Here is a 24381-nt window from a genome sequence, read left to right on the forward strand (position 1 = left end):
ACCAGCAGCCGGACGGGATCCGCCAGCGGTCAGCCGACGGCTGGTCTGCCTGTCGCCGGGCCGCCGCACAGGCTTCACTATCCTCACTCGCCTCCGTCGGCTCAGCCGGACGCCCGGCATACTCGAGGCGGCCGGGAGCCCGCAGGGCGCGCCCAATCCAAGCCACTCGATTGATCCAAGCCGGACGTCGACCAGCCACGCCATAGACCCGCTGGTCATTCCCTGGACGGAACCCCCGAACCGTTCTCGACTTCCCGCATTTCACCACGGAGCGTGACAGACAGCGGACTTCGCCGGGACCCGTTGATGAGCGTCGGCGGTGAAATACTGATCCGGCGCACCGGCGGCCCGACTGATAGGCGCGGTCGCGTTGACCGGGCCCAGCGGTCGAACCGCCTGGTCAGGCATGATCGAGTAGTGCGTCGTTCGCCTTCCGTGCTCGAGATCCCGGTCGGCGGGAGGGCGGATTCGCTCGTATCGGGAGGCTGCGCCCAGTGGTTGTCGCGATCTCTCAGGCTTCTCCGCCTGCCCCGGAGCCCTGGTAGGGACCTGACCGATCACACACGCGGCGCCGGGTGCGCCCAGACAAAGCCAACCGGCCAACCGGCCAGCCAGATCAGACCAGGCTCCTGATCCGGCCGATCATCTCCACGGTTTCTGCGGACGACAACCACCATCGTCGGCACTCAGCGCTGGGCTACCAGGCGCCAGCTCGCTGACGTTCCGCACCCCACAGGCGAACGCCGATGCCGGGACCGGCGGACGCAGGACGCCTCGAGCCATCACTCGATCATGCCGCTGGCGGCACGGACCAGCGGGCCAGGGCTGACCGCGACAGACCCACGGCGGCGAAGCATCACCCGATCATGCCTGGGCCACCGATCCGAGCCACGACCTGATCTCGTTCAACAGAGTCGCTACGGGTCCTCAGCACACACCGACGTCTCGTACCTATGCTGATCCCGCGATCGTCACTCGATACGCATGTCGAGTATCGGTGGAGTCTCGCTATCGGTAGGAGATGGCGGATAAGACGGTGCAAAACGGTCGAGGACGGGTGCCTCCATCGCCGGCTTCGAGGTTGCCTCGTCGGTAGATTCGACATAGATGCCGAAATCGGCTAGTGTGCCGGCTCACACCAGGTCCGGGGTGACCGGGCGGACGGGGCGGCACCGCGAGCGGGCGGCTGACGCTAGGGGAGGTGGCTGATGATCGAGCACGACACGTTGTTCATCAACGGTGGGCTGAGGCCGCCGCACAGTCGTCGGTCGATCGACGTCGTGTCGCCGGCCACCGAGGAGACCATCGGGCGCGCGCCCGACGCGGACGACGTCGACGTCGCGGCCGCCGTCGCGGCGGCCCGGTCGGCGCTGGGCGCCGGGTTCTGGGCCAACCGGAAGATGACAGCCCGCATCGACGTCGTCGAGGCGGCGCTGACGGCGCTTGAGGCCAAGGCCGACGAGATCGCCCACCTGGTCACGTCCGAGATGGGGATGCCGATCTCGATGTCCCAGCAGATGCACTCCGCCGCCGGACCGCCTGGAGCGCTGGCCAACGGTCGGCACTACCTGGAGCTGGCCAGGCAGCTGAGCACGGAGGAGTACCGGCCGGGCGTGACGCCGGCGCTGGTGTGGCGGGAGCCAGTGGGTGTCGTGGCGGCCATCGCGCCGTGGAACGGCCCGTTCAACATGGCGATCAACAAGATCGTGCCCGCGCTGCTGTCCGGCTGCAGCATCATCTTCAAGCCCGCGCCGGAGACCCCGTTCGACGTGTTCTACCTGGCGGACGCCCTCGCGACCGCCGGTCTGCCGGCCGGCGTCCTGGGGATCGTCACCGGTGGGCGCGAGACGGGCAGGGAACTGGTCAGTCACCCCGGAGTCGACAAGGTCAGCTTCACCGGTTCGACCGCCGCCGGGCGGACCATCGGCGAGATCTGCGGCCGGTCCTTCCGGCGGACCCAGCTGGAGCTGGGTGGAAAGTCCGCCGCGATCATCCTGGAGGACGCCGACCTTCCGACCGTGCTGGCGGGTCTGGGAGCCGGCTGCTTCGTCAACAGCGGCCAGGCCTGCCTCTCCTACAGCCGCATCCTCGCGCCTCGGTCGCGCTACGGCGAGGTCGTCGAATCGCTTGCGGCCGTCGCCGGCTCGCTGGTGGTCGGAGACCCCTTCGATCCGGCGACGAGTCAGGGTCCGCTGGTCGCGCAGCGGCAACGCGCGCGGGTCGAGTCGTACATCGCCTCGGCACGCGAGGACGGCGCCACCATCGTCGCGGGTGGCGGCCGGCCGGCCGACCTTCCCCGCGGGTGGTACATCGAGCCCACAGTCATCGCGGACACGACGAACGACATGAAGATCAACCGCGAGGAGATCTTCGGCCCGGTCGCGAGCGTCATCTCCTACGAGGACGTGGACGAGGCGATCGCGCTCGCGAACGATTCCGACTTCGGCCTGCATGGCGCCGTCTTCACCGGGGACGACGAGACGGCGCTGCGGGTCGCCCGCGCCGTGCGCACCGGCACGTTCACCATCAACGGCTTCTCCTACAACACCGAAGCCCCCTTCGGCGGCGTCAAGAACTCCGGGATCGGGCGGGACACCAGCCGCGAGGGCCTCGATGCCTTCTTCGAGCTGAAGACGGTCAACCTCTCACCGTCGCTCGCGTCGCGTCGCGTCGCGTATGAGTGAACCTTTTCGCGTCTCCTGGTCCAGGCTGGTCCTGATCGAGAGCGGAAATGGCAGGGATTCGGTCTTGCCCGAGCATTCTGATCCTGCGTCGGGCGATGGGTAGACCTCGACCGCGGCGATGCGGCGAGCAACTGGCAGAAGTCGGCCGACATTGTTGGCTGTAAAGAACGAACGGAGCCGGAGAAACATGTGGGTCAGTCGACTTAAAGTCTTAGCGGCAGTCGCCGGCATCGCCGTGGTCGCCGCGGCCTGTGGCAGCTCGGACAGCGGAGGCACATCCTCGACGACCGGGGCCGCGGGCTCCTCGGCGGCAGCCGCCGGGCCCACCAGCGCGAAGCCGACCGGTTCCGAGATCGTGATCGGGAACATCGGCAGCTACACGGGTCCGCAGGCGTCCTCTCAGGGCGGGATCCCGAAGGTCCTGAACGCCTGGCAGTCGTGGGTGAACACCCACGGCGGCATCAACGGGCACCCGGTGCGGCTCGTCATCAAGGACCTGGGCAGCAACCTGACGGGTGGCCTCGCCGCGGCGAAGGACCTCGTCCAGAACGACCACGTGTCCGCGATCGTGGGCGAGGCCGACAACGGCGACTCGGTGTGGGCCTCCTACGTCGAGGACGCCGGCGTCCCGGTCGTCGGTGGCGACCCCATCGACGTGCCGTTCCAGACGAACTCCGGCTTCTTCCCGGTCGGGACGAACCTGTTCGCGCTGTCCTACGGAACGCAGAAGCTGGCGCTCACGCTCGGCACCAAGTTCGCGGTGCTCTACTGCGCGGAGGTCCCGCAGTGCGCCGGCAGCGTGGACACGAACAAGGCGATCGCCAAGGAGACCGGCCTGCAGCTGAGCTTCACCGCCCAGGTCGCCGCGGCCGCGCCCAACTACACGGCGGTCTGTCAGCGGCTGAAGTCGACGGGGGTGCAGAGCTACGAGGTCGTCGCTTCGTCCGCGGTCGCGCTGCGGGTCGCACACGAGTGCGCCGCCGCCGGTGTCACCGCGAAGTACGTCGGCAACACGCTCGCCGTCTCGCAGAACTGGTTCAAGGACCCGGCCACGGACGGGGCGCTGCTGACCGCCGGCAACGCGCCGTTCACCGATGGCTCGGTGGCGGCGGTCAAGGAGTATCGGGACGCGGTCGCGCAGTACGCRCCCGGTCTTGGCGACCTCGACGGCCCCGTCTCGTTCTACGCCTGGGCCTCCGGCAAGCTGTTCGAGAAGGCGGTGTCGCTCGTCCAGGGTGACATCACACCCGCGTCGATCAAGGAAGCGCTCTGGACTTTCAAGGGTGAGACCCTCGGCGGGATCTCGCCACCGCTGACCTTCGTGAAGGACCAGCCGACCCTGGTGAACTGCTACATGAACGTGGCGATCAAGAACTCCACGTTCAGCACTCCGACCGGGTTGAAGACCGAGTGCGCTCCGGACGATCTCATCAAGGGCATCGTCRCCGGCATCGGCGGCTGATCAGCTCAATCAACGGCAGCGAACGGGTGCTCCGCGACTGCTCACGGCGCGTCTGAAATCGCTGTGCCGCGTGGGCGGGAGTTGTCCCCTCCCGCCCACGCGTTTCGACGAGAGAGAACGGCGCCGTGGAATTCTTGCCCTACATCATCAGCGGCCTGGTCACCGGCTCCGTCTACGGACTGGCCAGCACCGGACTGGTCCTGACGTACAAGACGTCGGGAGTGTTCAACTTCGCGCACGGTGCCCTGGCGACCGTCTCGGCCTTTCTTTTCTACACGCTGCATGTCTCGCTGAACCTGCCATGGGAACTGGCGTCGGTGATCTGCCTGTTCGGGGCCGGACCGATCCTCGGGTTCGCTCTCGAACGGCTCGCGCGGGCGCTGTCGGGCACCGGTCTCGCGACACGGGTCGCGGCCACCGTCGGAATGATCCTGATCGTCCAGGCCGGCATCACCCTGATCTACGGATCGACGTACGACAAGTCGCTGCCCCACTTCCTGCCGCGGCAGTCCTTCAAGATCGACGGAACGCCCGTCACTGCCGAAGACCTGATCATCATCGGTGTCGCGCTGGCCGTGACCGTCGGTTTGATGGTCTTCTTCCGGCTGGCCAGGCTGGGCGTCGCCATGCGCGGAGTCGTCGACAACCCCGACCTGCTGGACGTGAGCGGCACCAACCCGGTGCGGGTGCGCCGCTGGGCCTGGGTCATCGGGACGACGTTCGCCTCGGCGTCCGGCCTGCTCATCGGGCCCCTGCTGACGCCGCTCGACCCGACCGCGCTGACCTTCCTCGTGATCACCGCCTTCGGCGCGGCGGCCATCGGCGGGTTCACGAACCTGCCGCTGGCCTACGCGGGCGGCCTGGCGATCGGCCTCGGCCAGGCGATCTGCACCAAGTACTTCATCCAGGGATTCTGGACCGGCCTCGCCCAGGCGCTGCCGTTCCTGGTCCTGTTCGCCGTTCTCCTGGTGGCGCCGCGAAGGCGGCTCGCGGAGCGGTCCCGGCTCATCCCGAGACGCCGGCCGTCGTGGACGACGCCCGCGCCCGTGCAGATCGCCGGCGGCGTGGTTGGTATCGCGGTGCTCGCGTGCGTGCCCGGATTCGCAGGTATCCACCTGACCGACTGGACCAACGCCCTCGCGGTGGTGGTCGTCTTCCTGTCGCTGGGGCTGCTGGTGCGGACCTCGGGCCAGGTCTCGCTCTGCCATGTCAGCTTCATGGCGATCGGGCTGTGCGCGATGTCCGAGTTCGCCAGCGGGCATCACATCCCGTGGCTCGTCTCCCTGTTTCTGGCCGGGCTGATCGCGGTTCCGATCGGTGCGCTGCTGGCGATTCCGGCCATCCGTCTGTCCGGCCTCTACCTCGCGCTGGCCACCTTCGGGTTCGGCCTGCTTCTGCAGTACATGTTCTACAGCCAGAGCTACATGTTCGGCGCCTTCGGCCAGCCCGTCACCGTGCCGAGGCCGAGCCTGTCGTGGCTGTCGGTCGACACGGACAAGGGCTTCTACTACCTGGTACTGGCGATCACCGTCCTCGTGACCGTGCTCATCGCGGTGGTCAACCGGAGCAGGCTGGGCCGGCTGTTGCGCGGGATGGCGGACAGCCCGACCACCCTGTCGACGAGCGGCGCCGCCGTGAACGTCACGAGGGTTCTGGTGTTCTGCCTGTCCGCGTTCCTGGCCGCGGTCGCGGGTGGTCTGCTGGGTGCCGCTCAGCCGACAGACGCGACCACCTTTCAGCCGATGTCCTCGCTGACCTACTTCGCGCTGATCATCATCGCCGTCGGTGGCGAGCCCTGGTACGCGGTCATCGCCGGGCTCGGGCTGACGCTGATTCCGTCCTACCTGACGAACAACCAGACCTCGAACTGGCTGATGCTGGTCTTCGGGATCGGCGCGGTCCTCTACGCGATGTCGCCGGACCAGGTCGGGGGAGTTCCGCGCGCCCTCCAGCGCCTGCTGGACCGGGTCTCCTGGCGCGCCCCCCGGGCCGAGGAGGTCCATCGGACCCCCGCGGCCGCTCGCGAGATCGCCCCGGCCGGCGGCAGCCTGACGGTGGAGCGGCTCCGGGTGCGGTTCGGTGGCGTCGTCGCCGTCGACGGCGTCTCGCTGTCCGCGCCGACCGGGCGGATCACCGGCCTGATCGGCCCGAACGGCGCCGGAAAGACGACGACGTTCAACGCGTGTTCGGGACTGAACCGACCGTCGGCCGGAAAGGTCAGCCTGGACGGCGACGACGTCTCGCGCGTGTCCCCGTCCGCCCGGGCCAGGCGTGGGCTCGGCCGGACGTTCCAGCAGATGGAGCTGTTCGAGTCGCTCACGGTGCGGGAGAACGTCGCGCTCGGCATCGAGGCCAGCCTGGCCGGCGCCAACGTCGTGCGGCACATCGTCGGCACGCGCAAGGACAGCCGGCACGTGGCCGACGCGACCCAGAACGCCCTCGACCTGTGTGATCTGCGGCCGCTCGCCGGGGAGGTCGTGGGGTCGCTGTCGACCGGCCAGCGCCGGCTGGTCGACCTCGCCCGGTGCCTGGCCGGACCGTTCCACGTCCTGCTTCTCGACGAGCCGTCGTCCGGCCTGGACCGCCAGGAGACCCGGCGCTTCGGAGAGATTCTGCGCCGGATCGTCGACCAGCGCGGGGTCGGCATTCTTCTGGTCGAACACGACATGGCGCTCGTCACCGAGGTGTGCGACTACATCTACGTGCTGGACTTCGGCAGGCCCGTTCTTTCCGGGCCGCCGGAGGAGGTCATGTCGTCGCCGGTCGTGCGGGCCGCCTACCTCGGTGACTCCGGTGTCGAAGGAGCGATCGAGCGGACCGCGGATGACGACGCCGAGACGGTGGTGAGTGGACGATGACCGAGATGGTGACACCCTCGACTCTTAAGACGGTGGATGACGGCGCGTCGGCGCCCGTTCTGGAGATATCCGGCGTCACGGCTGGCTACGGCCGCACGACGGTACTGCGCGAGGTGAGCCTAAGCGTGCCGCGCGGAAAGGTCGTCGCGCTGCTCGGCTCCAACGGCGCGGGGAAGACGACGCTTCTTCGGGTCGCGTCGGGACTTCTGCGCCCGGCCCGCGGGCGCGTCGCGCTCGACGGTCGTGATGTCACCCGCCAGGCGCCCCACGAGCGCGCGCGGATGGGGCTGTGTCTCATCCCGGAGGGCCGAAGCGTGTACCGCACCCTCTCGGTGCTCGAGAACCTGCGCCTGCAGATCCCTCCGTGGGAGAAGCACACGGCGCTGGACGAGGTGTTCACGGCGTTCCCGATTCTCGGCGAGCGGCTTGGCCAGAGCGCGGGAAGCCTCTCCGGGGGGCAGCAGCAGATGCTCGCGCTCGCCCGCGCCTACCTGTGTAACCCGTCAGTCGTCCTGCTCGACGAGGTGTCGATGGGCCTGTCACCCCGGGTCGTCGACGAGATCTTCGCGTCGTTGAAGACCCTGGCCGCGACGGGTGTCGCGCTGCTGCTCGTCGAGCAGTATGTGAACCGCGCGTTGGACATGGCCGACGACGTCGTGCTGCTGAACAAGGGGGCGGTGTCGTATTCCGGCTCCGCGTCCGGCGTCGACGAGGACGAGGTGATGCGGGGCTACCTGGGGCAGGACGGAGCATTCTCCTGAGCCAGGACGGGGAAACAGCGCGACGGGCCGGGACCTCTGGGGGACCCGGCCCGTCGCGTTGACCACACTGTTGACGTGCCGGTCGCGAACGTGATGATTTTGGCGCGCTGGCGGCGAGGACGCGGCGGGGAGAGGGGTTCTGAGGTACTCGTGCTTCGGTTTGTCGGGGCTGCTACCCGCCCGCGCGCTGCTTTTCGTCGAGGACGAGCACGGCGCGCGCCGCCTCCCCGTCGTGCGCGGCCGCGAGTGCCGCGTTCACGTCGTCGAGCGAGAAGGTTTGACCGATCATCGCGTCCAGCTGGAGGGTTCCCTCCTGGTACCACCGGACCAGCTTCGGGAAGTCACGGCCGAAGTCGGCCATGCCCATGTAGTTGCCCTTCAGCGTCCGCCCCGCCCGGATGAAGGGCGTGACGGGCAGTTCTACCGTCCGGTCGCCGAAACCCGTGATGACGGTGACCCCGCCGGGCCGGGTCATCGCCAGCGCCTGGCCGACGGTCGCGTGGTTCACCACGAAGTCGCAGGTGACGTCGACGCCGTCGCCTCCGAGCAGGTCCTCGACCTGTTTCGCCGGGTCGCCCGCGGAAGCGTCGATGACGTCCGTCGCCCCGACCGACCTGGCCAGCTCCAGCTTGCCGGCCTTGAGATCGATGGCGATGATGCGGCCGGCGCCAGCGATGCGCGCGGCCTGGACGGCGCTCAGCCCGAGCCCGCCCGTGCCGATGACGGCGATGGTCTGCCCGGCCGTCAGGGCGGCGACGTGCGTGACGGCGCCGAAGCCGGAGACGACGCCGCACCCGATCAGCGCGGCGGGCAGAAGCGGCATCTCGACGTCAATCCTGACCGCCGAGATCGCCGGGACGACGACCTCCTCGCTGTAGGCGCCGAGCCCGGCCATCTGGCCGACACCCCGGCCCGCGTGGCTGAACCGCGCGGTCCCGTCCAGGGCGACCCCGGAATACAGCACCGACGTGTTTGTGCACAGCGTGCGCTGGCCGCGCAGGCAGAAGGCGCACTTCCCGCACTGCGGAATCACAGTGAGGATGACGTGGTCGCCGACGGCGAGATGGTCGACGTCGGGCCCGATCTCCTCGACGACCCCGGAAGCCTCGTGCCCGAGCACGCAGGGAAAGAGCAGGTTCGGTAACCCCGACTGCTGCACGTGCAGGTCGGAATGGCAGATTCCGCACGCTGCTATCCGCACCCGCACCTCGCCGGCGCGGGGGGCTGTCAGGTCCAGGTCCACCACCTCGAGCGGTCGACCCGGGGCCGTGAGCAAGGCGGCTCTAGGCATGGAACACTCCTCCCGAATCCACGCGTCACGCTGCCCGCGCGGACGTACGGATCAGTTGATCCTGATGTTGACGTTCTTGACCCGCAGGAACTCCTCGATCCCCTCGCGCCCGCCCTCCTTGCCGTGGCCGGAGGCCTTGAAGCCCCCGAACGGCGCGGCCGGCCCGGCATAGGCGAGGCCGCCGTTGATGGCGATGTTGCCGGTGTCGAGGTCCCGAGCCAGCCGGTGAGCCTGGGAGAGGTCGTTGGTGTGCAGGTGCGCGGCCAGCCCGTACGGTGAGTCGTTCGCGAGTGCCACGGCGTGCGCCTCGTCCGTGAAACGGGTCGCGGCGAGCACCGGGCCGAACAGCTCCTCGCGCGCGAGCTCGCTCGCCGGATCGACCTCGCTGAACAGCGTCGGCCGCAGGTAGAAGCCCGAACCGAGGCCAGCCGCCGCGCCGCCCATGACGAACTCGCCGGCGTGCGCGGCCCGGGCCGTCTCGACGGCGGCGAGGACGCGGTCGTAGGAGCGCTGGCCGATGACCGGTCCCATCTCGCTGCTCGGGTCCAGCGGGTCGCCGACCCGGACGGCGGCCAGGTGGCCCGCGACCGCGTCGAGGACCTCGTCGTACACGCTGTCCTGGACCAGCAGGCGGGTCGGCGCGTGACAGACCTGGCCGCTGAGCCGCACCACGCCGAGGGCCGCGTGCAGTGCCGCCGCATCCAGGTCGGCGTCCGCGAAGACGATGTTCGGCGACTTGCCGCCCAGCTCGAACAGGCAGGGGGTCAGGGACGCGGCGCTCGCCTCCTGGATCCGCCGCGCGGTCTCGGGACCACCGGTGAAGGTGATCTTGTCGACGCCCGGGTGCCGGACCAGCGCGTCTCCGGCCGCCCCGGTACCGGTGATGATGTTGACCGTGCCCGGTGGGAGGCCGGCCTCCAGGCACAGCCGGCCGAACAGCACGGAGCCGAACGGCGCCAGCTCCGGCGGCTTCAGGACGATGGTGCACCCCGCCGCGAGTACGGCCGCCATCTTCGTACCGATCATCGCCGTGGGTGAGTTCCACGTGAGCAGGACGGCGACGACACCCACGGGCTCATGCAGCGTGTAGTTCAGCCCGGCGGCCGGGGACACCGATCCGCCGATCTTGTCCGTCCAGCCCGCGTAGTACTCGAACCAGTCGGCGGCATGGCCGGCGACGCCCGAGGCCACGGCGGTCAGCAGGCCCGACTCGGCCGTGCCGAGAGCCGCGAACTCCGCCGAGTGCTCGCGCATCAGCGCGGCCAGGCGCTGGAGCGCGCGTCGCCGCTGTGCCGCCGACCAGGCGCGGTACACCGGAAGCGCCGCGCGGGCGGCCGCCACGGCGGCATCCACCTCGGCGGCCCCGGCGACCGGGAACTCCGCCTGGACCAGGCCGGTAGCGGGGTTGACGTGCTGGTAGCTCCCGTCGGCGGTGTGGTGGACCCACTCGTCGCCGATCAGCAGCCCCGTAGGCAGAGGGGGTGCCGCGGTCACGGGACGAGCTCGATCGCGCGTTCCGGGCAGAAGTTCGCGGCGTCCCGGGCCATCGCCACCTCGGCTTCGCCGGCCAGCGGACGATCGGGCGTGACCGCGTAGCCCCGGTCGTCGACGTCGAACAGCTCGGCGGCCTTGAACGCGCACACGAGGTGGCCCTGGCACTGCTCGGAGTTGACCTTCACACGCACTGGCTGATCCTTTTCGCTGGGTGTCCGGGGCGCACGCTTCATCCAGCGCTGCCGGCCGGGGCGGTCACGGCCGCGGCCGGCGCCAGCGGGGTGAACACCACCGGAAGGCTGTCGACGCCGCGCCACACGGTCGCCAGGAACGAGACCCGCTCCTCGTGGGCGTCGCCGGCCCAACGGATGTCGGTGACGCGCTTGAGCAGTTCCTCGACCATGATGCGCAGCTCGATGCGGGCCATGTGGGAGCCGCTGCACCGGTGCTCACCGATCCCGAACGTGACGGCGCGATTGCGCTTGCGGTCCATCCGGAACGCGTCCGGGTCATCCCACTCGTCGGGGTCGAGGTTCGCGGCCAGGTAGTTGCACAGGATGCGCGAGCCGGCGGGGATGGTCTGGCCGTCGAACTCGACGTCGTCGAAGGGCCGCCGGGGCCTGGTCGTCACCGGTGGGTCGAGCCGCAGCGTCTCCTCGATCGCGATGGAGATCTTGGTCGGGTCCGCGCGCAGCAGGTCCTCCAGGCCCGGCTCCTCGATCAGCCTGATCACGACGTTGGACGTCGCGTCCGAGGTCGTGCCGAAGCCGGCGAACAGGAGCAGCTGGATGGCTCCGACGATCTCTCCGTCGTCGAGCCGCTCGCCGGCGTCGTCGAGGTCGAGCGCCAGCAGCTGGCTGACGATGTCATCCTGGGGCTCGGCCCGGCGGGCCTGGACCAGCCGGGCGCACCAGTCGCGCCACTGCGCCTGCGAGGCCTTCAGTACCGCTGGCTCCAGGCGGGTCATGTCGTACGTCAGCTCACGCACCCAGCGGCTGAGCTGGCGGACCTCCGCCGGGTCGGAGACGCCGAGCAGGACCTCGCAGATGATCTGGGCCGGGTAGCGCTTCGAGAGCTGCTGCGCGAGGTCGCAGTGACCGTCGGCGGCGAACTCGTCGATCATGCCGCCGATGATGCCGCGGAAGCGGTCCTCGAACCGGGCCAACGACTTCGGCGAGAAGTACCGGCTCATGACCTCTTTGATCTTGTGGTGACGCGGCCCGTTGTACTCCAGCGGTGGCATGGCCGGGCGGTCCACCGGCAGCGTGGGGACGTACACACCGCGCGTGCCGGTCTCGTAGGACGCCGAGTCCTGCATGACCCGGACGAAGTCCGCGTACCGGTTGACGATCCAGAAGCCGCCGTCCTGGTCGCTGTGCGCGACGGGGCGACGCTCCAGCAGGAGCCTGGAGGCCGCATGGGCGTCCTCGGGGGGAAGGAGTGGCGGAAGGTGGTCGCGGTACTCATCAAGGTCCATGGGACCGACTCCCTAGCGGTGATCGCCGATGGCCAGGCGGGAGGCTAATCGACACTGATGTCGACAATATGGCCAAGGGGCTGCCACCGCAAGACGTCTCGGGATTGGTCCGTGCCGACAGGTGCCGGATACCGGCAGGTCAGCGAGTCAGGGCCTTGACCCAGATCTCCGTGACCGTGGCCGCGGAGTCGTAGTGATCGGGGTTGTCGGTGTCAGCGTTGAGCCAGAACGCGACGCCGACGAGCATGTTCATCAACGCGTCCGCGGTCAGGGGCACGTTGATGTTCCGGGAGGCGATGCCCTCGTCCTGAAGATGCCGGATGTAGTGCTCGACGCGTGTGACGTGCCGGCGGCGACCGGCGTACCTGATCTTCTTGATCTCCGGGTCGAGCGTCGAGGTCTGCTCCAGCAGCATGTAGATCTTCGCGTTGCGGGTGTAGACCTCGAGGTAGCGCAGGTTGGCCACGAGCAGGTTGTGGGTCCAGTCGCCGTGGCGGTGCTCAGGGCCCCTGCTCGCGGTCTTGTCGATCTCGTCCCCGACCTCGCGGATGATCGCCTGGAAGACTTCCAGCTTGGAGGGGAAGTACGTGTAGAAGCTGCCCTGGGCCACGCCGGCCCGCTTCACGATGTCGCTGACGCGAACCTCGAGGTAGCCCTTCTCCTCGAACACGGCGCGGGCGCAGTCGATGATGTGCCGCCGGGTCCGTTCGCCCTTCTCGGTCGCGCTGGTCGCGGACTTGGCGCGTCGCTCGGCGGAGGTGCCGGTCGCGATGTGCCCGCCACGGGTCCGAGGCACACCGGCGCCGTTCTTCGGGTCGCCGGAGGTGCTGGTGGCGGAGTTGGCCGCTCCCGCGACCGTGGCGGGCTTGCTCGGGCCTGCTGACACCGCGTTGCACTCCTCCAGATGCCGCGACGTCACCCGTCCGCCCGCGTCAGGACGCGCGGATCCGGCGTCGTCACAGGTAGCCGACACTCGTGTCGAGTGTAGCTGGAGAGTCGCGGAGCCTGTTCGGACCGGAGCGGCGGAAGCTCCGGCGGGACTGCCGACGTGCCTCAGCCGGCGTGTCTCAGCCGGCGTGCCGCGAGGCCTGGTCCAGCCGCCTTCGTACGTCGTCCCGGCGGATCTTGCCGGACGGGGTGCGGCCGAGATCGTCCACGAACTCGAAGGACTTGGGCCGCTTGAAGGCTGCCAGCCGCTGCGCGCACAGCGTGGTCAGCTCGTCCGCGAGGTCGTCGATCAGGACGCCGTCGGCCGGCTGCACGACGGCGACGACGCGCTGCCCCCATTCGGGGTCCTCTATTCCGATCACCGCGGCGTCGGCGACCCGCGCCGACTCGGTGAGCACCGCCTCGACCTCGGCGGGGTAGACGTTCACACCGCCCGAGATGATCAGGTCACTGCGCCGGGCGGCCAGGAACAGGTAGCCCTCCTCGTCGAGATAGCCGAGGTCGCCGGCGGTGATGTACCGGCCGTCAGCCGTCTGCACGCCGCGGGTCTTCGCCGCGTCGTTGTGGTACTCGAACGGGCGCGTGTTGCGGAAGTACACCTGCCCGACGTCGCCCGGCGCCCGCTCCTGGCTGTCCTCGTCCAGAATGCGAATCTCCGCTCCGGGCCAGGGGCGCCCGACGCTCGGGGCGTGCGCGAGCCATTCCTCGGGACCGATGCACGTTCCGCCGCCTTCGGTCGAGGCGTAGTACTCGTAGATGATCGGGCCCCACCACTGGAGCATCCGGCGTTTCAGTTCCGGTGGGCACGGCGCGCCGCCGTGAAAGACCCACCGGAGCGACGAGGTGTCGGCGGCGGACCGCGCGTCATCGGGAAGGTCGAGCAGCCGCTTGAACATCGTCGGCACCAGGCTGGTCCAGGTGACGCGGTGCTCGGCGATGAGCCGCAACGTCGCCGCGGCGTCGAAGCGGGACGGAATGACCACGGTGTGCCCGAGGTGCAGGGCCAGTTTGGCGTACCCGCCCGGGGCTCCGTGATAAAGCGGCGACGTGACTAAGTGGACGCCGTTGGCGACCTGTTCGGCCGGGTTCACACCGAAGCGGCGGATCAGGTAGGTCAGGGGAGTGGAGGCGACCTCCTCCGGCGTCCCGGTGACCTGTGCCCGGCTGACGCCCTTCGGCCGCCCCGAGGTCCCGGACGTGTACGGCATGGCGCTCGCGCCGGACCTGTCAGGTGGGGGAGTCTCGTCCTGCGCGGCCGCGAGGACGGCGAGATCCCCATCGAAATCCAGGGCCCGGCGGGTGCTCTCGTCCAGCAGCCTCTCCGCCTGCGCGACCACCGCGGCGGTGGAGTCGTCCACGACCGTGGCACTCGGGGCCGAGTCGGCGAGGATGTAGGCGATCTCGGCCGGGGTGAGATGGGTGTTGACGGGGACCTGCTCGATGCCTATCTGCGCGGCGGCGAACGTCGTCTCCAGCTGGGCGAGGCGGTTGGGAAGGACGATGGCCAGCCGGTCGCCGGCCCGCAGGCCCAGTTCGCGCAGCGCGCGCGAGAGCTGGTTGACCCGCCGCCCGGACTCGCCGAAGGTGACCAGCCGCCCGTCGTGGTCGACCGCGGCAAGCCGGTCCGGGCTGGCGGCGGCGAAATCCCAGAAGCCCGGAATGCCGTGGTCGGTCGGGCTGGACACGTTGACGCCTCCACGCTCGTTCCGCGCGCCCGGACGTGGCGCGCCGTGTGCTCGTTGAACTGCGATTGCCGGGTGCCGCGCGGGATGGCCGGCGCGGGTGACCGTGCCTAGAACCCGCGGTCGCCCTTGAGGACGTAGTTGGCGATCGTGCGACGCAGGATCTCGGCGCTGCCGTCGGCCATGAACAGGCTGCGCAGATGCTGCCACCCGTCGACCAGCCGCATCTCGTTCGTGAAGCCCATCGCGCCGTGGATCTGCATGCAGCGTTCGACGACCCGATACGCGGCCTCGACGCAGTAGACCTTGCTCATCGCCAGCTCGCGCAGCGCCCGGTCGCCGTGGTCGAGGCGCCGGGCGAGATCCAGCGCGACGAGGCGCGCGGAGTGGATGTCCATCGCCGAGTCCGCGAGCTTGAACGAGACGCCCTGGTTGCGGGAGATGGGCCCGCCGAAGGCCTGCCGGATGCCCGCGTACTCAGTGGCCAGCTCGAACGCCCACCGCGCGATCCCCAGGGCGACCCCCGAGTTGTAGACCTTGCCGTTGTTCACCCCGCGCAGCGCGAGGCGCATACCGTCGTGAACCTCGCCGACGACGTTGTCGTCGGCCACCGTGACGTCTGTGAAGGACAGGATGCCCTCGTTGCCGCCGATGTGGCCGAACATCCGGATCACCGAGTTCACCGAGACCCCGGGGGCGTCCATCGGCACGAGAAAGCAGGTGATGCCGCCCCTGCGCGCACGCAGCAGTTCGCGGTCGGTCACGGCGAACAGGTAGCAGTAGTCGGCGTACGGCGAGCCGGTGATCCACTGCTTCGTCCCCGTGATGTGCCAGGTCTCGCCCTCACGGACCGCGGTGGTGGACATGTTCCAGGCGTCGGATCCCCCGTCGGGCTCGGACATGCCGAAGCAGACGCTCAGGTGGCCGTTGACGATGCCGTCCAGGAGCTGGGCGCGCAGCGGGGCCGTCATGTGCGTGCACAGGTAGCTCGGGCCAGACGTCCAGTGCGCGATCGTGCTGGTGACGAGCGGCCGTCCCGGGCCGTAGACCCGGTACAGCATCTCGTAGGCCAGCACCATCGTCTCGTTGCCGAGGCCGCCGCCGCCGATCTCCTCAGGGCAGAACATCGTGTAGTACCCGGCCCGCGCGGACTCGGYGCGCACCGACTTCAGCAGCGCCACGTAGTCCGCCGAGTAGCCGCCGGTCTCCGTGTACCGGCGCCGGTCGTCCAGCAGGCTGGCCTGCTCCTTCTCCAGCGGCACGATGTACGAGTCCACGAAGGACCGCAGGCCGTCGAGAAGCTCAGCGTTCTCGTTCGCCGGCGGCGCTTCGAGCGAGACAGTCACGGGACCTCCTTGAGATGCGACGTCCACACACGGGTGCGCTGACGCGACCGTCACGCTACAGTCTTTCGATAACGATGTCGACACTCTGGAAGGGGGTGGGCATGTCGCTCGACGCGGCGACCGCGCTGACGCCCGCCGGCCCGCACCGATACCTGGCCCGGCTGGATGCCGGCTGGTGGCTGGACGGCACGGCGTTCGGTGGCTACCTCGCCGCGCTGTTGCTGCGGGCCATCGCGGCCGGGGTGGAGGCGCCGGACCAGCGAGTGCTGGCGCTGGCGGTCCATTTCGGTGGACGGGTGGCTCCTGGCGAGGCACTGGTGACGGTGCGCCCGGATCAGCTCGGCCGGTCGGTGTCCAGCGTGTCGGCCACGCTGAGCCAGGGCGGGGTGACCACGACCTGCGCGACGGCGTCGTTCGGCCGCCGCCGTGGCGGGCCTCCGCTGCGGCGCTGGCCCCAGCCGGCCGTTCCCGCCGCGGCCGACTGCCCGGAGCTCACGGTCCGCCCGCAGGTCCGCGAACGTTTCGCGCTCGCGGCCCGATTCGAGCGGCGCCGGCTGCCGGCGGGCCCGGTCGGCGGCTGGATCCGGCTGGCCGAGCCGCGGCCGCCCGACGAGCTGAGCGTGGTGACGCTGCTCGACTCGTGGACGGCGGCCGTCGCGGCGCTTGTGCCAGTCCGCCGGATGCTGACCGTCGCTTACCACGTCCAGTTCCTGGCCGAGCCTGTCGGGCTGTCCGCGGACGACTACGCGCTCGTGACGTTCGAGGCGGGCTCGGTCAGCGACGGCTACGCGGACGACGACGGTGAGCTGTGGGCGGGCGACGTCCTGGTCGCCCGCTCCCGGCAGGCAGTGCTGATCGGCGACTAGGCGACCGAGCCGGCGACGGTGATCCTGAGAGGCGAGGTGAACACGCATGCCGGACGCGCTCGCCGACCAGCGCTACGAGGCGCTGAAGGAGTTGCTCGACGAACGCTGGACCTGCCGCCAGTTCCTGCCCGCGCAGGTGCCGCGACCGGTGATCGCACAGGTCCTCGCGCTCGCGCAGCGGACCCCGTCGTGGTGCAACACCCAGCCCTGGCACGTCGAGGTGACCGCGGATCGCCAGGCGACGGCTGCGTTGAGTGACGCGCTCGCCGCTCACGCCGACGGACCGAACGCCCCGGACCCGGACTTCGCGTTTCCCCGTTACAGTGGGTTATCGCTGCTGCGGCGACGTGAGTCCGGCGTCGCGCTGTATCGCAGCCTGGGCATCGCGCGGTCCGATCGGGAGCGAGCCCGCGAGCAGGGCAGGCGCAACGTCGAGTTCTTTGGCGCTCCACATGTGGCGATCGTGACGACCGACGGCGAGCTGGGCACCTACGGCGCCGTCGACTGCGGCCTCTACGTCGGCTCGCTGCTGCTGGCACTGCACAGTGTCGGGCTGGGCGCGGCGCCGCAGGGGGCGCTGGCCGCGCACTCCGCGTTCCTGCGTCACCACCTCGGCGTGCCCGACGGCCRCAGAGTGGTACTCGGCGTCGCCTTCGGCTATCCGGACACCGACCATCCGGTGAACCGGTTCCRCACGAGCCGGGCCGAGATCGACGAGGCGGTGACCTGGCACCGAGGCCCGCGGCGAGACGTCGTCCCGTAGGCCGCCGGGCCGCTCGCTCCACCGCCTTGTGCCCGCACGTTTCGCGAGATAAAATCGACATTCATATCGAATCTATCGGGTCGAGGTCGGCCGTCGTCACGGAGGTACTGATGAGTCATTCGCTGCCTGAGCTACTTCAGGACGAGCAGCGGCGGAACTGGATCGTCTCGGTAGACGACCATGTGATCGAGCCGCCGGACCTGTGGACCTCCAGGCTGCCGAGCAAGTACCAGGACGTGTGCCCGCGGGTCGAGAACGTCGACGGCGTCGACGTCTGGCGCTACGAGGAGAAGCGCAAGACGATCACCGGACTGGTGACGCAGGCCGGCGTCGGGCCCGAGGGGTACGACCCCAGCCCCGTCCGGTACGCGGACATGCGGCCGGCCTGCTACGACGCCACCGCGCGGCTGGCGGCGATGGACGCGGACGGCGTCCTCGCGTCGATGGTCTTCCCGAACTTCCCCCGCTTCTGTGGCCAGGAGTTCTGGGAGGCCAAGGACAAGGACCTCGCGCTGCTGTGTGTCCGGGCCTACAACGACTTCATCCTCGACGAGTGGTGCGCGACCGACCCCGCGCGGCTCATCCCCGCGATCATCATCCCGTTCTGGGRCCCGGCGCTGGCCGCCAGAGAGATCGAGCGCTGCGCCGAGAAGGGCGCGCGCAGCGTGCTGTTCTCCGAGCACCCGCCGGCGCTGGGCCTGCCGTCCATCCACGACCCCAGCTACTGGGAGCCGGTCTTCGCCGCGGTCAGTGACGCACGGATGCCCTTCTCGATCCACATCGGGTCGTCCTCGACGGTACCCAACACCGGCCCCAACACGCCGTACCTGATCCGCACCGTCCTCGTCCGGTGGTACTCGGCGACGACGGCGACRGACTGGATGTTCAACGACGCGCTGCGCCGCCACCCGAACCTGCGGATCGCRCTGTCCGAGGGCGGCATCGGCTGGTTCCCGCAGTTCATGGAGGCGGCGTCGTACGCGGTCGACCACTACCAGTACAACGACCGTTTCCAGCGCGACGCGGACGACTTCCTGGAGGTCAAGGTCCGCGAGGTGCCGATCAAGAGCTGGCCGCACGGCGACCTGCTCCCGATGGACGTCTACCGCAAGCACATCCGCGCGTGCTTCGTCGGTGGCCTCGCCGCCTACGCCGACTACACCCGCGACGTCATCGAGCGGTTCGGTGCCGACCTGTTCCTGACCGAGGCGGACTTCCCGMACCACGACTCGTCGTTCCCGCACACCTCGAAGATCATCAGCGAGGTGATCGGCGGCTTCACCCCGGAGCAGCAGCACCTGCTCCGCCGCCAGAACGCGATTGACTGGTACGGGCTGCGCTGAGGCCGCAATGACGAAGCCCAACGGCAAAGGGTGCGRGGGGGATGCCGGTCCGTCTCAGACGTAGCTGGCTAGAGGCCGAGCTGGTCGGCGAGCCTGGCGCGCCACAGGGTGGGGTCGCCGAAGAGCAGCTCTGAGGACTTGGCGCGCTTGAAGTAGAGATGCGCCGAGTGCTCCCAGGTGAACCCGATGCCACCGTGGATCTGGATGTTGTCCTTCGTCGCCCGCACGTAGGCGGGCGAGCAGTAGGCCTTGACGATGGCCGCGGCGACCGGCAGGTCCTCGGGATGGGTCTCGGCGCACAGGCTCGCGTGGTAAACCGCCGAACGGGCCGACTCCACGGCGACCAGGGTGTTCGCCGCCTTGTGCTTGATGGCCTGGAAGCTGCCGATGGGCCGGCCGAACTGGATCCGGTTCCTGGCATGCTCGGTGGCCATCTCCAGGACGCGCTGCGCTCCGCCTACCTGTTCGGCGCCGAGCGCGACCGCCGCGCGGACGAGCACCGGATCGAGGTAGCTCCACGCCGCGACCTCATCCCCGACCAGCGTCGCCGGGACGTCCCGCAGCGTCAGGCTCGCCTGCTTGCGGGTCTGGTCCATCGTGGGGAGCAGGTGACGCTCCAGGCCGGGCGCGTCGCCCGGCACCGCGAACATGCCGAACCCCGACGGCGTGCGCGCCACGACGAGAACGACGTCGGCGACGTGGCCGTCCAGCACGAACGACTTGGTGCCCGTGAGCGTCCAGCACCGCGCCGCGCGGGTCGCGCGGGTCCGCACGCCGGCCGGGTCCCAGCCGCCGGCCTCCTCGGTGACGGCGAGCGCCGCGATCGTCTCACCGGCCGCGATCCCCGGCAGGTACTGCTTCTGCGCCGCGAGGTCGCCGCTGACGAGCAGCGCGTTCGCGGCCAGGACGACCGAGGACAGGAACGGGGCGCACAGCAGGCTGCGCCCCATCTCCTCCAGGACGATCGACAGCTCGACGGTCGAGTAGCCCTGACCACCGAAGTCACGCGGCAGTGCCAGCCCCAGGAGGCCGAGCTCGCCGCCCATCCGCTTCCACACCGCCCGGTCGAACCCAGTGGGGTCGGCCATGAGCCTGCGGACCTCGGACTCCGGCGACGTCTCCGCGAAGAAGCCGCGCACCGCCTGCCGTAGCTGCGTGTGCTCCTCGGACAGGGTGAAGGTCATCGGTGGGCTCCGATCCGCCTGGCGGYTATTCGCCCGACCACTGCGGGTCGCGCTTCTCGGCGAAGGCCCGCGGGCCCTCCTTGGCGTCCTTCGAGCGCAGCGCCGGGCGGGCGACCGCCTTCTGGTGTTCCCAGAACTCCGGCTCCGTGCGGCCCTGCGCGTCCTGGACGAGCCGCTTGGTCGCCGCGAGGCTCAGCGGGGCGTTGCGGGCGATGCGGGCCGCCAGCTCCAGCGCCGCCGGCACGCTCTCGCCCGGTTCGGTCAGCCGGGTGACCAGGCCGTGGCGATGGGCGTCCTGCGCGCTGATCGGGTCACCGGTCAGCGCCATCTCCATGACCTGCCCGTACGGCATCGTGCGGGGCAGCCGGATCAGCGCGCCGCCGATCGCGACGAGGCCGACCTTCGCCTCGGCCACGGCGAACACGGCGTCGCGCGCCGCGACGACGATGTCGCAGCTCAACGCCAGTTCGAGCCCGCCGGCGAAGGCGTAGCCCTCGACCGCCGCGATCACCGGCTTGGTGGTCGACTCGAACAGCACCGCGGCCAGCGCCTTCGGGAAGCCCACCCGCGCGAAGGCCTTGAGGTCCATCCCCGAACAGAACGCCCCGCCCGCCCCGCACAGCACACCGACGGACAGGTCCCTGTCCTCGTCCAGCTGCCGCTGGGCGGCGAGTAGACCGTCCGCGACATCGTTGTCGATCGCGTTGCGGGCCGCCGGCCGATTGATCGTGATCAGCAGGACGCGATCACGCTTCTCCGTCAGGACAACGTCGCTCATGTCGCTCTTCCTTACTTCGGGGGGAGGCGCACGCCGCCGTCCACGCGGACGGTCTCGGCGTTCACGTAGTCGTTCGTGACCAGCTCGACCACGACCGACGCGAGTTCGTCGGCGGTCCCCAGGCGGTGCGGGAACAGGACGCTCTCGCCGAGCCGGGCCTTGAACGCCTCGGCCTTCTCGCCCGTCCCGTAGATCGGGGTGTCGATCAGCCCGGGCGCGACGGTGTTGACGCGGATGCCGACGACCGCGAGGTCACGGGCGATCGGCAGCGTCATGCCGACGACGCCGGCCTTGGACGCGGAGTACGCGGCCTGGCCGATCTGCCCGTCGAAGGCCGCGACCGACGCCATGTTCACGATGGCGCCGCGGCTGCCGTACTCGTCGAGCGGCTCGGTCACGGCCATCGCGGCGGCGGCCAGCCGGATGCAGTTGAACGTGCCCAGCAGGTTGACCCGGACGACGAAGTCGAACCGCTTGAGCGGCAGCGGCGCTCCGTCGCGATCGAGCGTCCGTGCCGGCGGGCCGATGCCGGCGCCGTTGACGAGCACCCGCAGCGGCCCGAGTCCGACGGCGGTGTCGACAGCGGCCTGCACCTGCTCCTCGTCCGCGACGTCGGCGGCCACGAACACGCCGCCCAGCTCGGCGGCGACCTGGCTGCCGGTCTCCTCGTTGCGATCGACGATCACGCAGCGAGCGCCACGTTTCGCGAGGAGGCGGGCCGACGCGGCGCCGAGCCCAGATCCACCGCCTGTGATGATGGCGGCGGCGCCGTTGATGTCCATCTGTTTCCTCTCGGTCGAATCGGCTGGCTGGCCGGCTGGCCGGTCAGCGGCGCAGGAGCGTCCCGGTGCCGAGCCCGCCGCCGCAGCACATCGTCACGAGCGCCTGCTCCTTGTCTGCGCGCGCGAGCTCGTGGACGGCTTTCGCGACCAGCGCCGTTCCGGTGGCTCCGAGCGGGTGGCCGAGGGCGATCGCCCCGCCGTTGACGTTCACGCTGTCCAGGTCGGCCTTGAGCTCGCGCTCCCAGGCGAGCACCACCGAGGCGAAGGCCTCGTTGATCTCGACGAGGTCGATGTCGGCCATCGTCAGGGAGTTCCGGTCCAGCAGCAGCCGGGTGGCCGGGATCGGGCCCTCCAACATCAGGACCGGGTCGCACCCGACCAGGACGCTGTCAACCACTGTCGCCATCGGCGTGAGGCCCAGAGCGGTCGCCTTCTCCCTGCTCATCAGCAGGACCGCGGACGCGCCGTCCGAGATCTGCGACGACGTGCCGGCGGTGTGGACGCCGTCGGTCCGCCCCGTCGCCTTCAGCGCGCCGAGCGCCTCCAGCGTGGTGGCTCGCAGGCCCTCGTCGCGCGCGACGTGGTGGGTGGTCCCCGTCGGCTTGCCCGCCTCGTCGACGTCGGGCGCGTCGAGCGTCACGAGCTGGGTCGCGAACCTGTCCTCGGCCCAGGCGCGCGCCGCCTTGTCCTGAGAGGTCTTGCCGAACGCGTCGGTGTCCGCGCGCACGATGCCGTACTTCTCGGCCAGCCGCTCCGCGCCCTCGAACTGGCTGGTGAACTCGTAGTGGCTCCAGTAGTTCTTGTTGACCGGCTTGCCGGCGTTCGGGTCGCGCGGCGTGGTCGAGCCCATCGGAACCCTGCTCATGACCTCGACGCCGCAGGCCAGCGCCGACTCGACCGCGCCCGAGGCCACGAGGCCGTAGGCCAGGGTCATCGCCTGCTGGGATGACCCGCACTGGGCGTCGACGGTCGTCGACGGGACCGTGAACGGCAGGCCAGCCGTCAGCCAGGCGGTCCGGGTCACGTTCATCGACTGCATCCCGACCTGGCTCACGCAGCCGCCGATCACCTGGCCGACCGTCGACGGGTCGACGCCCGTCCGGTCGAACACGGCGCGCTGGACGATGCCCAGCAGGTCGACCGCGTGCATGCCCGACAGCGCGCCCTTGCGCTTCCCGAACGGCGTACGTGCTGCGTCGACGACGACTACCTCTGGCATCGAACACTCCCTTGACCGGTTGGCTACGCGGTACTGTAGACCGAAGTCGACAACGATGTCGATCCGCATGTGAGCGGGACATCATCACCGAGCCCGGTAGGGGACCCCGATGGACAACGCCGCGCCACCCGTCGTCGACGACCTCGAAGCCCGCGTCGCCGACTTCCTCGAACGCCACGGCGGGCTGATGGCGGACCAGGTGGCCTTCCGTGGCGCCCAGTACGACGCCGGGCTCGCCTTCGTCCATTTCCCCGTGGGCCTGGGCGGCCTGGGCCTGCCGCTGACCCGTCAGGCGCTCGTCGACGAGAAGCTGCGCGACGCCGGGTGCACCTACCACAATCTGCGGCTGAACCCGGTCGGCATCGGCATGGTCGCGCCCACGATCCTCGAGTACGGCACCGAGCAGCAGAAGCGGCGTTTCCTGCGCCCGTTGTTCACCGGCGAAGAGGTGTGGTGCCAGCTTTTCTCCGAGCCGGGCGCCGGCTCCGATCTCGCCGGCCTGGCGGCGCGGGCCACCTGGGAGGACGGGACCTGGGTCGTCAACGGCCAGAAGGTCTGGAACTCCCTCGCGCACGTCGCCTCGTTCGGCGTGCTGCTCGCCCGCACCGATCCCGACCTGCCCAAGCACCAGGGAATCTCGTACTTCCTGCTGGACATGCGCCTGCCCGGGATCGAGTCGAGGCCGCTCGTCCAGATGACCGGTGTGGCCGAGTTCAACGAGGTCTTCCTCGACGACGTCCACGTCCCCGACGACGCCATGCTCGGCGGCCGGGGTGACGGCTGGAGGATCGCCACGACGACGCTGATGAGCGAACGGGCGATGCTGAGCGGCGGCGCGGGAGGCAGGGGAACGGGGCCGGTCCGTACGCTGCTCAATCTCTGGGCACGCCGACGGGATGCCCTGGGCGAGGCCGAGCGAGCCATCAGGCGCGATCAGCTGGCCGACATCTGGCTGCGCGCCGAGGTGGTCCGCCTGCAGGGGCAGCGCGCGAAGGCGATGTCGAGATCCGTGCCCGGTGCCTACCATTCCATCGGAAAGCTGATGTGGACCGAGCTGCACCAGGAGATCTACGAGTTCTGCGTGGACCTCGAAGGAGCGGACGGGATGCTGCACGAGGCCGGGTACCCGTTGGCGCGCGCCGACCAACTTTCGAGCACGCCGTCGATCTCGTCGCAGTTCCTCCGGTCCCGCGCCAGCACTCTGGAGGGCGGCACCTCGGAGATCCTGCGGAACATGCTGGGGGAGCGCCTGCTGGATCTGCCCGGCGAGCCACGCACCGACAAGAACGTCTCCTGGCGCGACATTCCGCGGTAACGCCCCGTCCTGGGCGGGAAAGTGCTCACCGGTTCGGATCAGCGTCGGCCCGATCCGCCCCCCGCGGGAGCACTTTCCCTCCTTCGAGGCAGGTGCCCGGGCGACCGGGCGACCGGGCGACCGGGCGA

Annotated in this window: 20 protein-coding genes; 8 read left to right on the forward strand and 12 right to left on the reverse strand. The window is 69.9% G+C overall.

Translation table 11 applies throughout. The features are described from left to right. Positions 1 to 1208: 1208 nt before the first annotated feature. Complete coding sequence (locus BL253_RS08785; protein ID WP_076815303.1) at positions 1209 to 2684, forward strand: aldehyde dehydrogenase; 1476 nt, start codon at positions 1209 to 1211, stop codon at positions 2682 to 2684. Here BL253_RS08785 and BL253_RS42225 read toward each other — a convergent pair. Beyond that, positions 2646 to 3053, reverse strand: a complete 408-nt coding sequence (locus BL253_RS42225; RefSeq protein WP_158230340.1) for a hypothetical protein — start codon at positions 3051 to 3053, stop codon at positions 2646 to 2648. The two genes, BL253_RS08785 and BL253_RS42225, sit on opposite strands and share 39 nt — an antisense overlap. Here BL253_RS42225 and BL253_RS08790 point away from each other — a divergent pair. The 3 genes from BL253_RS08790 (at position 3040) to BL253_RS08800 (ending at position 7765) form a co-directional block, all read left to right on the forward strand. Then, entirely contained in the window at positions 3040 to 4146 is a 1107-nt protein-coding gene (locus tag BL253_RS08790) for an ABC transporter substrate-binding protein (RefSeq protein WP_158230341.1), read from the forward strand. The genes BL253_RS42225 and BL253_RS08790 overlap by 14 nt on opposite strands. Positions 4147 to 4271: 125 nt before the next feature. After that, on the forward strand, positions 4272 to 7004 hold the full coding sequence (locus BL253_RS08795; RefSeq protein WP_076815307.1) for an ABC transporter permease subunit: 2733 nt from the start codon (positions 4272 to 4274) through the stop codon (positions 7002 to 7004). After that, on the forward strand, positions 7001 to 7765 hold the full coding sequence (locus BL253_RS08800) for an ABC transporter ATP-binding protein (RefSeq protein WP_241834634.1): 765 nt from the start codon (positions 7001 to 7003) through the stop codon (positions 7763 to 7765). The genes BL253_RS08795 and BL253_RS08800 overlap by 4 nt, the downstream gene beginning before the upstream one ends. A 172-nt stretch (positions 7766 to 7937) precedes the next feature. Here BL253_RS08800 and BL253_RS08805 read toward each other — a convergent pair whose 3' ends face one another. The 7 genes from BL253_RS08805 to BL253_RS08835 all read right to left on the reverse strand — a co-directional run bounded on the left by BL253_RS08805 (position 7938) and on the right by BL253_RS08835 (position 16003). Beyond that, on the reverse strand, positions 7938 to 9056 hold the full coding sequence (locus tag BL253_RS08805; RefSeq protein WP_076815309.1) for a Zn-dependent alcohol dehydrogenase: 1119 nt from the start codon (positions 9054 to 9056) through the stop codon (positions 7938 to 7940). A 51-nt stretch (positions 9057 to 9107) separates the two neighbouring features. Further along, positions 9108 to 10550 (reverse strand): aldehyde dehydrogenase family protein, encoded by a 1443-nt coding sequence (locus BL253_RS08810; protein ID WP_076815311.1) that lies wholly within the window; start codon positions 10548 to 10550, stop codon positions 9108 to 9110. After that, positions 10547 to 10741, reverse strand: coding sequence for a ferredoxin (locus BL253_RS08815; protein ID WP_096335953.1), 195 nt, complete (start codon positions 10739 to 10741; stop codon positions 10547 to 10549). Before BL253_RS08815 ends, BL253_RS08810 begins: the two co-directional genes overlap by 4 nt. Before the next feature lie 38 nt (positions 10742 to 10779). Further along, complete coding sequence (locus tag BL253_RS08820; protein WP_076815315.1) at positions 10780 to 12027, reverse strand: cytochrome P450; 1248 nt, start codon at positions 12025 to 12027, stop codon at positions 10780 to 10782. A 139-nt stretch (positions 12028 to 12166) separates the two neighbouring features. Continuing rightward, positions 12167 to 12913, reverse strand: a complete 747-nt coding sequence (locus BL253_RS08825; protein WP_131831470.1) for a TetR/AcrR family transcriptional regulator — start codon at positions 12911 to 12913, stop codon at positions 12167 to 12169. A gap of 181 nt (positions 12914 to 13094) precedes the next feature. Then, positions 13095 to 14660: an AMP-binding protein gene (locus BL253_RS08830; RefSeq protein ID WP_076815319.1), complete on the reverse strand. Its 1566-nt coding sequence runs from the start codon at positions 14658 to 14660 to the stop codon at positions 13095 to 13097. A gap of 107 nt (positions 14661 to 14767) precedes the next feature. After that, positions 14768 to 16003 carry an acyl-CoA dehydrogenase family protein gene (locus BL253_RS08835; RefSeq protein ID WP_076815321.1) on the reverse strand — a complete coding sequence of 412 codons (1236 nt, stop codon included), beginning with the start codon at positions 16001 to 16003 and terminating at the stop codon, positions 14768 to 14770. A gap of 101 nt (positions 16004 to 16104) precedes the next feature. On the opposite strand from BL253_RS08835, the gene BL253_RS08840 reads away from it, so the two are divergent. The 3 genes from BL253_RS08840 to BL253_RS08850 all read left to right on the forward strand — a co-directional run bounded on the left by BL253_RS08840 (position 16105) and on the right by BL253_RS08850 (position 18975). Further along, the gene (locus BL253_RS08840) at positions 16105 to 16869 is read left to right on the forward strand and encodes an acyl-CoA thioesterase (protein ID WP_076815323.1); all 765 of its coding nucleotides are present in this window, start codon (positions 16105 to 16107) and stop codon (positions 16867 to 16869) included. A 46-nt stretch (positions 16870 to 16915) separates the two neighbouring features. After that, positions 16916 to 17632, forward strand: a complete 717-nt coding sequence (locus tag BL253_RS08845) for a nitroreductase (protein WP_076815325.1) — start codon at positions 16916 to 16918, stop codon at positions 17630 to 17632. Between the two features lie 110 nt (positions 17633 to 17742). Continuing rightward, on the forward strand, positions 17743 to 18975 hold the full coding sequence (locus tag BL253_RS08850; protein ID WP_076815327.1) for an amidohydrolase family protein: 1233 nt from the start codon (positions 17743 to 17745) through the stop codon (positions 18973 to 18975). 68 nt (positions 18976 to 19043) lie between these two features. Here BL253_RS08850 and BL253_RS08855 read toward each other — a convergent pair whose 3' ends face one another. Genes BL253_RS08855 through BL253_RS08870 form a run of 4 tightly spaced genes read right to left on the reverse strand, consistent with a single transcriptional unit; the run spans position 19044 to position 22938 of the window. Continuing rightward, the gene (locus BL253_RS08855) at positions 19044 to 20159 is read right to left on the reverse strand and encodes an acyl-CoA dehydrogenase family protein (protein WP_076815329.1); all 1116 of its coding nucleotides are present in this window, start codon (positions 20157 to 20159) and stop codon (positions 19044 to 19046) included. Positions 20160 to 20184: 25 nt separating this feature from the next. After that, positions 20185 to 20937: a crotonase/enoyl-CoA hydratase family protein gene (locus tag BL253_RS08860; RefSeq protein WP_076815331.1), complete on the reverse strand. Its 753-nt coding sequence runs from the start codon at positions 20935 to 20937 to the stop codon at positions 20185 to 20187. Positions 20938 to 20948: 11 nt separating this feature from the next. Continuing rightward, positions 20949 to 21719 carry an SDR family NAD(P)-dependent oxidoreductase gene (locus tag BL253_RS08865; protein ID WP_076815333.1) on the reverse strand — a complete coding sequence of 257 codons (771 nt, stop codon included), beginning with the start codon at positions 21717 to 21719 and terminating at the stop codon, positions 20949 to 20951. A 43-nt stretch (positions 21720 to 21762) separates the two neighbouring features. Next, a complete protein-coding gene (locus tag BL253_RS08870; protein ID WP_076815410.1) occupies positions 21763 to 22938 on the reverse strand; it encodes a steroid 3-ketoacyl-CoA thiolase in 1176 nt (391 codons plus the stop codon). A gap of 109 nt (positions 22939 to 23047) precedes the next feature. Between BL253_RS08870 and BL253_RS08875 the strand changes: the two genes are divergently transcribed. Next, positions 23048 to 24253 carry an acyl-CoA dehydrogenase family protein gene (locus BL253_RS08875; RefSeq protein WP_076815334.1) on the forward strand — a complete coding sequence of 402 codons (1206 nt, stop codon included), beginning with the start codon at positions 23048 to 23050 and terminating at the stop codon, positions 24251 to 24253. Positions 24254 to 24381: the final 128 nt, after the last annotated feature.

Origin of the sequence: Pseudofrankia asymbiotica (assembly GCF_001983105.1) — a bacterium.
Taxonomy (GTDB): Bacteria; Actinomycetota; Actinomycetes; order Frankiales; family Frankiaceae; genus Pseudofrankia; species Pseudofrankia asymbiotica.